Raw genomic sequence first — 12,227 nt, forward strand, 5'->3', positions numbered from 1 at the left:
GTTCGACGTCACACACACCCAGCCTGCACGAACGCAGCGCACGAGCGCCGAGGAACACCCAGACGATCAACGCCTACGAAATTCTTGGAAGAGCCTTTTTCGGCTCTTCCAAGAATCAAGAGTGTCCTGACCGACCGCGCGCTCTACCCGCAGCAGATTGCGCCGGTCACCAACTGCTTCTTCGACCTCGTCGACCTCAACGGAGACGGCAAGATCGACCAGGCCGAGTTCCAGCAGATGTTCGACTCGGTCGCCGCAGTCCCCGGCGAGGACAGCGCCGCCGTTTTTGCCGCTCTGGACCTCGATGGCTCCGGCGGACTGGACCGTGACGAGTTCCACCAGGCACTCGAAGAGTTCTTCTACGGCAACGACCCCGACGCTCCCGCCAACCACATCTTCGGCAAGGTCACCGCCTGACAGTCCCCGGATACGCCCCCGGACCCGCGCTTATGCCAGGGCCTGCCCCTGGCTAGCGGCCGCGTGGCGGCGTGGGTCGCGTAGCACCTCCTGGCCGTGTGGGTTCAGAAGCGATTCCCAAACCGAGGGATACGGTGCCGCTCGAACTTCCGTGCGTATCATTCCCGTTCGGGTGATCGCCACCCGCTCGCGCTTCTCCAGCACCCCCAGCACCGACGGCATCGGCCCCCTCCGAACACCTCGCATCCGAACCAACGGAACGAGCCTGCCTACCCAGCGGCCACTCCACTCCTGACATACGGAAACGTGACCCTACGTCCGGATTGGGATCACTTCTGACGCCAGTTCAGGCGACTGACGCGGCTGGCTGAGTGGGCAGCTATCGGCTCGAGAGTGAGCGTGGAAGCCCGAAACAGGGCAGCACGCTGTTCTCGAATCGGGTCATTGCGCTGATGCGGTGGTCGGCGAGGGTGAGGACGTAGAGGCCAGTCCCGTGGCTGATGCCGTTGGGGGCGCGCAGGTACGCTCCGAACGCGGGCTGACCGTTGGCTCGCGTCGGCACCAGGTCGAACCTCCGGCCAGACCGGAAGACGCTGGCGCAGAAGCGGGCAACGAGGTCTTTGCCCTCGTACTCGAAGGGCACTGGCGGCATCGAGAAGAAGACGTCGTCGGTGAGAAGATCCACCAGCGCGTCGAGATCGGCGCACTCCCACGCGCGGACGAACTTCGCCACGATCGCGTCCTCAGAGGCTGAGCCGGGGGCGGGAGGTTGGTGGTGGGCGGCCGGCGGCTGGTGGCGTTGCAGGGCGGCGCGGGCTCGTTTGAGGGCGCTGTTGACCGAGTCGACGGTTGAGTCGAGCATGTCGGCCACCTCGCGGGCGTGGAATCCGAGGACGTCACGCAGGACGAGAACGGCGAGTTGACGAGGCGGCAGTACCTGCAAAGCGGTGACGAACGCCAGGGAGATCGATTCGGCCTGCTCGTAGCGGGCTTCTGGCCCGAGCGGCGCGTCGATCACGGCCTTGAGCAGGGTGTCGGGATAAGGCTGCAGCCAGACGACCTCACCGAGCCGGGTCGGCTCGGGCGGTTCGACATCGGGCACGTTCCACTCCTTCGCCTGGCGCCGACTCACCGAGCGACGCGCGTTGAGGCACCGGTTGGTGGCGATCCGGTACAGCCAGGTGCGCATCGAGGCGCGCCGCTCGAACCCCACGATGCCTTGCCAGGCGGCCAGTAGCGTGTCCTGCAGGGCATCCTCGGCGTCCTGCAACGATCCGAGCATGCGGTAGCAGTGCACCTGCAACTCCGCGTGGTACGGCTGGACCAATGCGCGGAACGCGTCACCGTCGCCGGCCCGCGCCTTCGACATCAGATCGCCGGTCGCCATCCTCGGGTCACCCTCTCCGTCACCACATCGCACTTCCCACGGGTATGGACACCGGCTGACCGGCCAACTGGGCGGCTGACGCGCGCCAAGTTCTGCCGATGCCGCGGTGTCTACCTCAGTGGTAGTCCGACCACCCGAACATGGGAGCATCGACATGGGAACGATCGTCGTCTTCGAGAACGTCTCACTCGACGGAGTCACCCAGGACCCGACCGGCGAGGAGGGCTTCAGCCGTTACGACTGGCGCGCCGGGCTCGCCCCGACCGACCGCGAAGCATGGGACAAGCTCATCCTCGACGACGCCCTGGGCGCGCAGGTCCTGCTGCTGGGGCGACGCAGCTACGAGTTCTTCGCCGCACGATACCCATCCCGGACCGGCCGACTGGCGGACAGGATTAACAACTTGCCCAAATACGTCGCCTCCACCACACTCACAGATCCCGGCTGGAACGACTCGACGGTGCTCGACGGTGACATCGCGGATGAGGTTGCGAGGCTGAAAGACACGGTCAACGGCGAGATCCGCGTCTACGCCAGCTCCCAGCTCGTGCACACGCTGATCGAGCACGACCTCGTCGACGAGCTGCGGCTGACGGTCTTCCCGCTCGTGATGGGCGCGGGCAACCGCCTCTTCGACCAGTCCGGCACCCCGAAACGCCTGCGCCTTGCCGGCACCCGCACCGTTGGCGACAGCCTTGCCTACCTCACCTACCAGGCAGGGTTACGTCGTTGGCCTGCTGCACCGTCAGGTCGGTGAGTGCGTAGACGCGTTCCAGGGTGACCTTGCCGGTGGTGACCGTTCGTGGCGGCGCACGATCTGTACGGTGGCCCGCCACTTTGCCGTGTCTGCGCGCCCAGTTCTTGGCTGGGCCGGTGTCTACCTGGTTGGAGGCGGTCCCAGTCCGGGGCGCGCCCCGGAGACAAGGAGGATCAAGATGGGAAAGATAGTGGTCAGCCAGAACGTCACGCTCGACGGCGTCGTCGAGGACCCGAGCGGCGAGGGAGGGTTCAGGCACGGCGGCTGGTTTCTTCAGTTCATGCACCAGGACTGGGAGGCGTGGGCGGAGCTCGAACTGGCCGAGGCACAAGCCGCCGAGGCGCTGCTGATGGGTCGGCGGAGCGACGAGTACTTCGGCGCACGGTCGTCAATGATGGGCGGCGAGTGGTTGGACAGTCTGAACCGTCTGCCCAAGTACGTCGTGTCCACGACGCTCAAGGAGCCCAAATGGACGAACGCCACCGTCCTGGCAGGCGACGTAGTCAGCGAGGTCTCGAAGCTCAAGCAGCAGATACAGGGGGAGATCGTCGTGTACGCCAGCCGTCCGCTCGTGCGCACACTGATGGAGCACGACCTGGTCGACGAGCTGCGCCTGACGGTCTTCCCGGTTACGGTCGGCGCGGGCGAGCGCCTGTTCGGCGAGACCAGCGACAAGCGACCCCTGCGCCTGATCCACACGAAGACCGTGGGGAACGGCCTCGTCCACCTGACCTACGAGCGCGCCCGCGAGGCTTGAGAAGCGACATGGTGGGCGGCGAGCATCCCCGCCGCCTCAGCCGGCCCGCCCCGACCGCGGCCTGAACAGCCCAGGTTGCTCCTCGCTCAACCACCCGCGCTCCACCAGCCGCTTGGCGCGGAACCGAGCGGCCTGCCCCCGCGCATCACTGGCTCGCCACCCGAGATGATCGCGCATCTGCCGGGCCCGCACGCCGCCCCCGTCGCCGGCCGCTTCATCCTCGACCAACGCCACGATCGCCGCGCAGTCCCCCGGCAGCACCGCCCGATCCAACCCCCGATGCCACCGCGGCACTTCCACCCTGGGCACGGCAGCGCCCACGGCCTCCACCACGTCGGTGCCCGGCACGGCCGGCACTGTGGCCAGGGCGTCGACGACCTCCTCACGGGCGACAGCCGCCCGCCGCGCGGCCTCCTCGGCCTCGGCCACCGCCGCCCGGACTCGCTCCAGCTCGGCGCGCAGCTCCTCCGCCCGTGCCAGCGCGGCCCGTTCCCGCTCCTCCAGCAGTTCCACCACTGACGGCATCCGCCACCTCCGACACAGCAAGCGTGAACACGGCGGATCCAGCCTGCCTACCCGGCGACGACTCCATGCCTGAACAGCGAAAACTTGAAGCTACGTCCGCTTTGAGAATCGCTTCTAAGAACCCGCGCGGATAGGCGCGGTGAGGAGCCCTGTCGCGAAACAGGCGCAGGCCCTGGGTGATCACAGAGCTGTCACACTCTGTGATCACCCAGGGCCTGCCTCGAACGGAGTGGTCGTACGTGCCGAGAAGGTACGGGGTTCCGTGGCTTGGTCAGATCGCAGGAGCAGCCATCGGGGAGCGGGTTGCGGCGGAGATGAGAATTTCGCGGGGCACCCGCGCTGCGGTGGCGAGGGCGCGGCCCACCGGGTAGGCGTGGGCGCCTGCTGGGAGGTTTCCGCGGCGACCGCTGAGTACCACGTCGATGGAGCCCGTGGTGCTGTGCGATTCCGTGGTTCGGTCCAACCGCCGAAGTGTTTGGCGGGCGACTGCCTCCGCGCTGTCGTACAGGGTGGTTCCGGTGGGCAGGCTCTGCAGAATTTCTGGCGCCACCAGGGGGTAGTGCGTGCATCCCAGCACTACGGAGTCGCAATTTTGAGGGGTTCGCTCGGCCGCGTCGGCGATCGCTTCCGTTACTGCGGTCATGTCTCCGTGGTCGATCGCCTCGGCCAGACCCGGGCATGCGACACGCGCGACAGGCCGACCGTTCGCGAAGTCCGCGATCAGGCGATCCTGGTAGTCACTCGCCGTGGTCCGGGCGGTTGCCCACACGGCGATGCCTTGGCCGGCCGCTGCGGCCGGCTTCACGGCGGGCACGGTTCCGATCACAGGCACACGGGGTTCAAAACTCTCGCGCAGAGCGTCGATCGCGGTGACGGTGGCGGTGTTGCAGGGGACCACGATGGCCTTCGCGCCCCGCTGGACGGCCAATTGTGCGGCACTGAACAGACGGTCCGTGACGAAGGAGGCCGTTCTCGATCCCCAGGGGGCGCCGTCGGGGTCCAGAAGCAGAAGCAGATCGAGTTCCGGGGCGAGGTTCCGAAGCCATCCTGTGGTGGAAAGGAGGCCAAGCCCTGAGTCGATCAATGCCACCATCATGGGAGTCAAGTTACCAGCCGACCACTGGCGCAGATGGTGGTCCGTCACGGACTGCGGTGGGGGCGGTCGTTCCAGCGGTGAGTGGTCCATGCTCGGCGGATCAGGCGACGCACGGTGATGATGGTGTCGGCGAGGTCGAAGAAGGCGTCGATGACGGGTGGCCCGGCGCTCGTAGCAGCGGGCGAGGCGGTGGAAGGCGTTCTGCCAGGCGTGGGTGCGTTCGACGTGCCACCCTCTGACTCTCCTGGATGGGTGCCTTCTCGCCCTTGTGCGCGATGCGGCCGTGCAGGGCCACGTTCGTGGAGCAGGGTGCGGGTCTTGCCCAAGTTGTAGCCGGCGTCCAGGTGCACGGTGATGTCGTCGGGCAGCGGTCCCAGGTCTTCCAGGCGGTCCAGGGTCGGAGCGAGCAGCGGGGAGTCGTGACGGTTCGCTCCAGCCAGCACACGGCCGAGTGGGATTCCATAACCATCCGTCATACCTGAGCGCCTCAATCCCTGTTTGCCGCGATCTGCCCGTGAGCAGCCTGCGGCCTCACCGCCGCCGGGGGCTTTGGTGATGGAGCCGTCGACTGCGATCTGGTCGAGGACGAGGCCGACGATCCGGTCGTAGGACTCCACCATGATCTGCTTTGCTACCGGGCTACCGCCACCGTGCCTATCTGCGAGCCCTAAGTGTGGCGTCCTTTCATTGACACGCGTCGAGGGCAACATCTGACACTGTCACTGGCCGGCCAATCGGTGATGCGGGGGCAGTCCGGGTGGGGAGATGGGTGCCTGTGCTGCTCGAAAATACGATTCGTTCTGTGACCTGTGCTGATGTCGTTGGGTCAGGCGGCGTGCTGGTATTGGTTGATGAGGCCTCCGAGGACGGGTTGTCGTCGAATTCTGTGGGTCTGGAGGTCGGTGACGGTGGCCGGGGCGGGCGGTTGGTCGCTGTTCGGGGGTAGCTGCTGCCGGGATTGGTGGGGACGGTGCCCGTTGTAGTGGCGGATGTACTCGGTGAGCACTGCTTGGGCGTGGGCTTCGTTGTAGATCAGCATGCGGTCCAGGATTTCGCGGCGGAGGGTGCCCACGACTCTCTCGCAGATCGCGTTCGCTCTCGTTGCCCGAGGTGGGCTGAGCAGGATCTCCACATCATCGGCTTCGAAGACGGCGTCGAAGGCGCTGGTGTACTTGTTGTCCCGGTCCCGGATGAGGAAGCGCAGCGAGTCCATCCGGCGCCCCAGCGTCATGGCGAGGTTCCTGGCCTGCTGAACGGTCCATTGAGCGGTGGGGTGTGCGGTGGCGCCGGCGAGATGGAGGCGCTGGGTGTCGTGTTCGATGAAGACCAGGGCGTACAGGCGCTTGAGCGAGACGGTGTCGAGGTGGAGGAAGTCGGCGGCGATGATGCCCTGGGCCTGGGCGGCGAGGAACTGGCGCCAGGTCGGCCCTGAGCGCTGCGGGGCGGGATCGATGCCGGCGGCGTGCAGGATCTCCCAGACCGTGGACGGGGCGATCGCGTAGCCCAGGCGGGCGAGTTCGCCCTGTATCCGCCGGTGTCCCCAGGTACTGTTCTCCCGGGCCAGGCGCATGATGAGCTGCTTGACGATGGGCGCGGTAGAAGGTCGCCCGGGGCGGCGGTGCTGGGTGAACGTCCACTTGCGGGCGAGGAGTTGACCGTGCCTGCGCAGCAGTGTGGTGGGGGTGACCGCGAAGACCTGGCGCCAGCGCTCGCGCGGGATCAGCCGGGAGAGTGCGGCGAGCCAGACCCGGTCGGCGGGCTTGTAGCGGCCCGGGCGATCTGGCGGCGCAGCACCGCGTTCTCATGCCGTAGCGCGAGAACTTCCGCATCTTTGGCCATGCGGCTGCGCAGCACGGCAGCGGGCACTGTGATCAGTTTCCGGACCAGCGCGGTGACGACCGACAGCGACATCCGCAGGTCGTGTGGGGCTCGGCAAGTCATCGCCGCAGGTCAAGCGGCGTACCGGTACTCGTTGATGGCGCCGCCGAGGATGCGGGTGCGCAGGAGTCTGTGGCTATCGAGGTCGTGGACGGTGGCGGGCTGCCCGGAGGCGTGAGGGGGTCTCTGATCTCGGGCCCGGTGAGGTCGATGCGCGTTGTAGTGCCGTTCGAAGTCGGCGAGGACTTGCCGGGCGTGGGCCTCGTTCATGAGCAGGACGTGGTCGAGGGCCTCGCGGCGGACGGTGCCGATCACCCGCTCGCAGTGCGCGTTCATCCGTGGCGCCCGTGGCGCGCTGAGCAGCACGTCCATGTCCTCGGCTTCGAAGACGGCGTGGAAGGACGGGTCGTACTTGGCGTCGCGGTCGCGCAGCACGAAGCGCAGGGACTCCATGCGCGTGTCGAGTTGGTCGGCGAGATTGCGGGCCTGTTGCGTCGCCCAGGCCCGAGTGGGGTGGGCGGTGACGCCGGTGATGTGCAGTCTGCGGGTGCCGTGTTCCAGGAACGCCATGGCGTACAGGCGCTTTCCGAGCATGGTGTCCACGTGGAAGAAGTCAGCTGCGATGATCCCTTGGACTTGGGCGGTCAGGAACTCGCGCCAGCTGGGGCCGGACCGGCGTGGAGCCGGGTCGATGCCCGCGGCGTTCAGGATCCCCCAGACCGTGGACGGTGCGATCGGATGCCCCAGCCGGGCAAGCTCGCCCTGGATCCTGCGGTGTCCCCACCGGGGATTCTCGCCGGCCAAGCTCAGCACGAGCTTCCTGAGCGCGGCCGCAGTCGGGGGTCGGCCCTTGCGGCTGCGGCGGCCGGAGTAGTCCCATTTCTTGGCGATCAGCTTGCGGTCAGCGCGGAGAGCCAGAACCGGTCGGCCCACTCGTAGCGGACCGGGACCTTGAGCTGACGGCGCGGGACTGAGTTCTCATGCCTCAGCACCAACAACTCGGCGTCCCTGGCGGTTTCTCGGCGCAGCAGGACAGCCGGTAGGGACAGCATCGTGCGAGCAGCGCGGTACAACAGCGACACGACCATCGGGACAGCGTCTCAGCCACCACCGACAACCCTGTACACCGCTGCTCACCTGCAGCGATGACTTTACGAGCCCCACAGGTTCGCTTCTCTGTCAAGTTCAGCGTGTTGATCAACGCCCCGTTGGCTCAGCATGCAGGGTGCTGTTTACGGCACCCAGAGCCACTTGGTGTAATTGCCGTCGATCTGGTAGCAGCTCGGGTAGGAGTCGCTGGACGAATAGTGTCCGATGTATCCCGGCACGGTTCCGAGGGTCGTGGGCCTGTTCGCCCTGGGAATCGTGCTCATTCCCAGGTAATAGGCCGAGGTGTTCCGGCAGCTCGTCGTGTCGACCACCTTTGGCGAAATCACCGCTCGGACTCTTGGGGACGGCCAGGCAGACGTCCGTGTCCAGGTTTCCGTAGACCTCGTGTACTTGGCCCTGGGCGACGCCCCACCATTGATTGGCGTCATTCCGGTTGCACGTCACCATCGTGACGGCGTAGGTGCTGGTGGACCGGACGCCCCGCATGCACTTCCCCGTGGCGACGTTCTTGAGCTGGTACGCAAGGCCGGAGGCGGACGCCGGCGCGGTTCCCAGGGCGATCTGGGTCGCCGCGGCAATGCTGGCGACCGTGAGCAGGGCGGTCATTTTGCGCTTCATTTTAAATCCTTTCTGAGTGCGATTCTGCGTGGTTCAGGCTCCAAGCCCGGTGCTCAGGCTGGTGTCGTTCTCGATGGATGCGTCCCTCGTCTGGTGTGAGGCTTGGCACCGGCATCCGGCTTCACCGCAACTGCGATGGTGCGGACGTTCCGTCCGTGCGTCCGCAGCCCAGACGAGTGCGGTCCCGGGAGCAGGGCGGCGGGAGGTGTGCTGCCATCTCTGGCGCTGCCCAGAGGGAAATTCGACAGTGCGTCAGGCTGGCTGTCGGGGTTTATGAGTTCCTCCTGCCGGGGTCGCTGCGGTTACATCCCAAGAGGGGAAGCCGGCCCCGGACTGTGACACCGACCCCTCCGGATGGGACCCACGTCTCACCATTCGGCAGGCGAGTGGTCCAAATGCGGGCGCAGCCAGTGCCCGAGCAGGGGACTCGGTTAGGGACTGTCTTGAGTCGTGATCAATGTGCTCTCAGGAGCCCTACGTTGACCATGATTATTTGCTCCTGTCTGCACCGATGTGCGTCGTGAATCGGTTCTTGAATGGCAGGTGCACAATCGGGCTACGCCACAGCGGTTTAGTCCTGGGTTGCGTCGGATGCGTGGCTGAACTCCCGGATGAGTTGTGCGAGTTTTGTCGGCTGGTCCAGGGGGACGAGGGTGTAGCTGTCTGCTATCTCGACCAGCCGTCCGTGGGGGAGGAGTTCGGCGAGGCGTCGGCCGTGCTCGGGTGGCATCACGCGGTCTCCGCTTGCCCAGACCACGAGGGCGGGGTGGTTGAAATTCGGCAGGCGTTCGGCCGCGGCAAGGAGGAGGTTGGTGTCTGCTGCTGCGGCTCGCAGTGTTCGTACGGCGTCGTGGCGGATCTCGGGCTGCTTCATGACCGGCTTCGTCCAGCGGGCTGTGGCGGCGTCTCCGCGCAGGGTCAGCCATCCGAACGCGATCGGGAGGCGCCGTAGCGGCCGCAGCCTCATCTGCTGCATGAACAGCCCGAACATCCGGGGCGGGAGCTTGCCGGTGAGCACGAGTGTCTTGCCTGTCAGTCCTGGCGGGAAGTTGTCGAACGCATCGCAGGAGACGAGCACAGCCCGTCCCACGCGTGCGGCGCCGTCGCACATGAGCAGTTGGACGAGTGCTCCGCCGGTGTCGTTGCCGACGAGGGTGACGTCGTGGAGATCGAGGCGGTTGAGGAACTCCGTGACCAGCCGTGCCACCCCGGGCAGCGATAGGTCGGCGTCGGCGTGCATCGCGCGACGGTGCGCGCCGAGCGGCAGCGTCGGTGCTACGCACCGGTGGTCGGCGGACAGGTCGGCGATCGGTCCGTCCCACAGCGAGGCGTCCATCATCAGCCCGTGCAGGAGCACAATCGTAGGGCCATCGCCGCCGGTGTCCTCGTATTCGATTGTCCCGGCGGACAGTTCGATCTCTCTCATGTCGATCTCCCTCATGTCCGTTGGCGCAGCGGGGAATCTTCTGATGCGGCGGGGGGCCCGTGGTGCGGCGGCGTCGGTGTCGCCTGGTGGGCGCCGTGTGATGTTCCCGTCGCATTGGCGATCAAGGCTGCGAACGCGAGCACGGCCGCGCCTGTCCGCACGCCGTGGGCGATCTGCCAGTGATCACGTACGGTCACCCAGTCCGCGGGCGGCGCCTGCACATTCCAGTCGAGCTGGTCGGCGTTGATGGGCATGTTGATCACGAGCGTCAGGGCGAGGATCCCGACCAGCAACGTGAGGGCCACCAGCGTCAACCAGGGGGTGCTCCCTCTCGCCTTGAACGTGAAGGCGACGAGCAATGCCGTGGCGATCAGTGCCGGCAGGAGCGTGACGACCGCGAGCTTGTCCAGCGAATCGAGTTCGACTTGGCGGACCTGGGTGTACACGTGACGGTCGAAGCCACGCAGGGACAGTTCGAGGACGAGCACGGCGACGAGGAAGCCCGCGAAAACTCCCGAGAAAAATAGGCTGCCCCACCGCGCCACCTTGGAAGCCGCAGTGTTCGGCACGTTCGTTCCTCCCTGGTGCGGCCGTCGGCTCATGAGCCGGCCGGGGCCGCGAAGGCGGCGATGTTGTCGGCGACCCACGCGGCGAAGGTGAGTGCGGGGCGGCCCAGGAGCTGCTCCACGGTGCCCGTGGACGGGCCCGGCGTGTGGGCGTAGTCGGCCAGGGAGCCAAGGAGCCGGTCGGGGAGGTCCTCGGCCAGGCCCTGAGCGAGCATGGCCTGGCGGACCTGCTCGGGAGGGAGCTCCTGGAAGGACAGGTCCCGGCCTATGGCTTCGCCGATGAGGCGGACCTTGTCCCGCTGGTCGAGTGACTGTGGGCCGGTGAGCAGGTAGGCGCGCCCCGCGTGCCCGGGGTCCGCCAGCGCCCGTAGGGCCACCTCTGCGATGTCGCGCTGGTGGATCGGCGAGGTCGCCGCATCGCCGTAGGCGCCACGCACGACGCCGGTCGCGCGGATCTGTGGGGCCCAGGCCAGCGTGTTAGCGGCGAAGTCGGCGCACCGCAGGAACGTCCACTGCAGGCCGGAGTCCCTGACGGCTTCCTCCACCGCCCTGAACTCGTCGGCGAACCGCCGGTGGCCGGCAGGGTGTTCCACGGTCGCGGCTGACAGCATCACCACCCGCCGCGCGCCCCGAGCCGCGGCCAGCGACAGCAGCTCAGCGGCGGCTCCACTGACAGCGCGCGGGCTGAGCAGGACCGCCTCGACGCCGTCCGGCAACGCCGTGAGGCTGTCCGGCCTGGACGGGTCTCCATTCACTACCCGCGCCCCATCGGGCAGAGCGGCGGCTGGATCGCGGGTTACTGCCGCCACCTTCTCGCCGGCCTCCAGCAACAGTTTCACCGCTTCACGCCCGACGCTCCCGGTCGCTCCGATCACCACGAACATGTCGATGCCCCCTCACTCCGGCCCCGTCGTTCGAGTGCCGTAATATACGAGAACCGTATCATATTGATTTGGGAGGCGTACATTATGGTTTCCGAAGCATCTGGGGATGCGGCCCGCCGTCGACGACGGGCCACGGTCGAGGTCAAGCAGGGTCTGCGCGAGCTGGGCGCCGAGCTGACTCTGCTCAACCGCCAGGTCGGCACCCGCCTCGGGCTCAAAGACATCGACCTGGACTGCCTCGACCTCATCAACACCCACGGTCCGCTGAGCCCGACCGCCCTGGCGCGACGAGCCGGACTGCACGCCGCCACGACGACCGGGGTTCTCGACCGGCTTGAACGCGCTGGCTGGGTGACCCGCGACCGCGACCCGGCGGACCGCCGGGCCTTCCTGGTCCGAGCCCTGCGCGACCGCAACGCCGAACTGCTTGAGCTCTTCGCCGGGATGAACTCCTCGGTGGAGCAGATCTGCGCCGATTACGACGACGCCGAGCTCGAACGGCTCGCCGACTTCCTCCGCCGTACCGCCGACGCCGGGCGTAACGCAGCCGAGGGACTGGCCAGCAACTGACGGCATCCACAGAGGCCGGGTCCAACCTCGGCTCCACGCCCCGCTCGGAACCGGACATCATGTTCGCCTGGCACCCTGAGCTGGGCATGCCGGGTCCACGACGTCCGGTGCCCGTCGACCTCGGCGCCGCCGGGGGTCCTCTTTACTGATCATTTCAGAATGAGTTCGCTTGTGGGGCTTGGCAGTTGGGTCTCAGGGCGGCAGAGTTCTGCAGGTGTCAGATGATCTTGTGCCTG

Annotated in this window: 11 protein-coding genes and 4 pseudogenes; 4 read left to right on the top strand and 11 right to left on the bottom strand. The window is 67.0% G+C overall.

Features of this window, described 5'->3' with window-relative positions:
* The first annotated feature begins 84 nt into the window (after window positions 1-84).
* Window positions 85-417 (top strand): EF-hand domain-containing protein, encoded by a 333-nt coding sequence (locus ACWGJB_RS49455; protein WP_453386585.1) that lies wholly within the window; start codon window positions 85-87, stop codon window positions 415-417.
* Between the two features lie 379 nt (window positions 418-796).
* Here ACWGJB_RS49455 and ACWGJB_RS49460 read toward each other — a convergent pair whose 3' ends face one another.
* Window positions 797-1,804 (bottom strand): sigma-70 family RNA polymerase sigma factor, encoded by a 1,008-nt coding sequence (locus ACWGJB_RS49460; protein WP_123972349.1) that lies wholly within the window; start codon window positions 1,802-1,804, stop codon window positions 797-799.
* 154 nt (window positions 1,805-1,958) lie between these two features.
* Here ACWGJB_RS49460 and ACWGJB_RS49465 point away from each other — a divergent pair, with 154 nt between their 5' ends.
* Together ACWGJB_RS49465 and ACWGJB_RS49470 are read left to right on the top strand one after the other, a co-directional pair.
* Entirely contained in the window at window positions 1,959-2,561 is a 603-nt protein-coding gene (locus tag ACWGJB_RS49465) for a dihydrofolate reductase family protein (RefSeq protein WP_453386586.1), read from the top strand.
* A gap of 178 nt (window positions 2,562-2,739) precedes the next feature.
* Window positions 2,740-3,318 (top strand): dihydrofolate reductase family protein, encoded by a 579-nt coding sequence (locus ACWGJB_RS49470; protein ID WP_453386587.1) that lies wholly within the window; start codon window positions 2,740-2,742, stop codon window positions 3,316-3,318.
* Between the two features lie 36 nt (window positions 3,319-3,354).
* Here the strand turns inward: ACWGJB_RS49470 and ACWGJB_RS49475 are convergent, their stop codons facing one another.
* The 10 genes and pseudogenes from ACWGJB_RS49475 to ACWGJB_RS49520 form a co-directional block, all read right to left on the bottom strand.
* Entirely contained in the window at window positions 3,355-3,843 is a 489-nt protein-coding gene (locus ACWGJB_RS49475) for a hypothetical protein (protein ID WP_453386588.1), read from the bottom strand.
* 271 nt (window positions 3,844-4,114) lie between these two features.
* Window positions 4,115-4,939 carry a glutamate racemase gene (locus tag ACWGJB_RS49480; protein WP_453386589.1) on the bottom strand — a complete coding sequence of 275 codons (825 nt, stop codon included), beginning with the start codon at window positions 4,937-4,939 and terminating at the stop codon, window positions 4,115-4,117.
* A gap of 44 nt (window positions 4,940-4,983) precedes the next feature.
* Window positions 4,984-5,556, bottom strand: a pseudogene (locus tag ACWGJB_RS49485) (transposase); the annotation flags it as partial.
* A 209-nt stretch (window positions 5,557-5,765) separates the two neighbouring features.
* A pseudogene (locus tag ACWGJB_RS49490) lies at window positions 5,766-6,850 on the bottom strand (integrase core domain-containing protein).
* Between the two features lie 39 nt (window positions 6,851-6,889).
* A pseudogene (locus tag ACWGJB_RS49495) lies at window positions 6,890-7,905 on the bottom strand (integrase core domain-containing protein).
* Between the two features lie 144 nt (window positions 7,906-8,049).
* Entirely contained in the window at window positions 8,050-8,190 is a 141-nt protein-coding gene (locus ACWGJB_RS49500) for a hypothetical protein (protein ID WP_453386594.1), read from the bottom strand.
* A gap of 142 nt (window positions 8,191-8,332) precedes the next feature.
* A pseudogene (locus ACWGJB_RS49505) lies at window positions 8,333-8,545 on the bottom strand (hypothetical protein); the annotation flags it as partial.
* Window positions 8,546-9,116: 571 nt separating this feature from the next.
* Window positions 9,117-9,971, bottom strand: coding sequence for an alpha/beta fold hydrolase (locus ACWGJB_RS49510; protein ID WP_453386590.1), 855 nt, complete (start codon window positions 9,969-9,971; stop codon window positions 9,117-9,119).
* Window positions 9,972-9,982: 11 nt separating this feature from the next.
* Window positions 9,983-10,540 (bottom strand): anthrone oxygenase family protein, encoded by a 558-nt coding sequence (locus ACWGJB_RS49515; RefSeq protein ID WP_453386591.1) that lies wholly within the window; start codon window positions 10,538-10,540, stop codon window positions 9,983-9,985.
* A 29-nt stretch (window positions 10,541-10,569) separates the two neighbouring features.
* Window positions 10,570-11,421, bottom strand: a complete 852-nt coding sequence (locus ACWGJB_RS49520; protein ID WP_453386592.1) for an NAD(P)H-binding protein — start codon at window positions 11,419-11,421, stop codon at window positions 10,570-10,572.
* 84 nt (window positions 11,422-11,505) lie between these two features.
* Here ACWGJB_RS49520 and ACWGJB_RS49525 point away from each other — a divergent pair, with 84 nt between their 5' ends.
* Window positions 11,506-11,991 carry a MarR family transcriptional regulator gene (locus ACWGJB_RS49525; protein ID WP_453386593.1) on the top strand — a complete coding sequence of 162 codons (486 nt, stop codon included), beginning with the start codon at window positions 11,506-11,508 and terminating at the stop codon, window positions 11,989-11,991.
* The last annotated feature ends 236 nt before the right edge of the window (window positions 11,992-12,227 follow it).

This window comes from Streptomyces sp. NPDC054813, assembly GCF_053611365.1.

What these genes read in the sequence shown, in the direction of transcription:
- ACWGJB_RS49525 (WP_453386593.1), top strand. Translation starts at nt 11,506, where the DNA reads ATGGTTTCCGAAGCATCTGGGGATGCGGCCCGCCGTCGACGACGGGCC.
- ACWGJB_RS49460 (WP_123972349.1), bottom strand. Translation starts at nt 1,804, where the DNA reads ATGGCGACCGGCGATCTGATGTCGAAGGCGCGGGCCGGCGACGGTGAC.
- ACWGJB_RS49520 (WP_453386592.1), bottom strand. Translation starts at nt 11,421, where the DNA reads ATGTTCGTGGTGATCGGAGCGACCGGGAGCGTCGGGCGTGAAGCGGTG.
- ACWGJB_RS49475 (WP_453386588.1), bottom strand. Translation starts at nt 3,843, where the DNA reads ATGCCGTCAGTGGTGGAACTGCTGGAGGAGCGGGAACGGGCCGCGCTG.
- ACWGJB_RS49480 (WP_453386589.1), bottom strand. Translation starts at nt 4,939, where the DNA reads ATGATGGTGGCATTGATCGACTCAGGGCTTGGCCTCCTTTCCACCACA.
- ACWGJB_RS49500 (WP_453386594.1), bottom strand. Translation starts at nt 8,190, where the DNA reads ATGAGCACGATTCCCAGGGCGAACAGGCCCACGACCCTCGGAACCGTG.
- ACWGJB_RS49470 (WP_453386587.1), top strand. Translation starts at nt 2,740, where the DNA reads ATGGGAAAGATAGTGGTCAGCCAGAACGTCACGCTCGACGGCGTCGTC.
- ACWGJB_RS49510 (WP_453386590.1), bottom strand. Translation starts at nt 9,971, where the DNA reads ATGAGAGAGATCGAACTGTCCGCCGGGACAATCGAATACGAGGACACC.
- ACWGJB_RS49465 (WP_453386586.1), top strand. Translation starts at nt 1,959, where the DNA reads ATGGGAACGATCGTCGTCTTCGAGAACGTCTCACTCGACGGAGTCACC.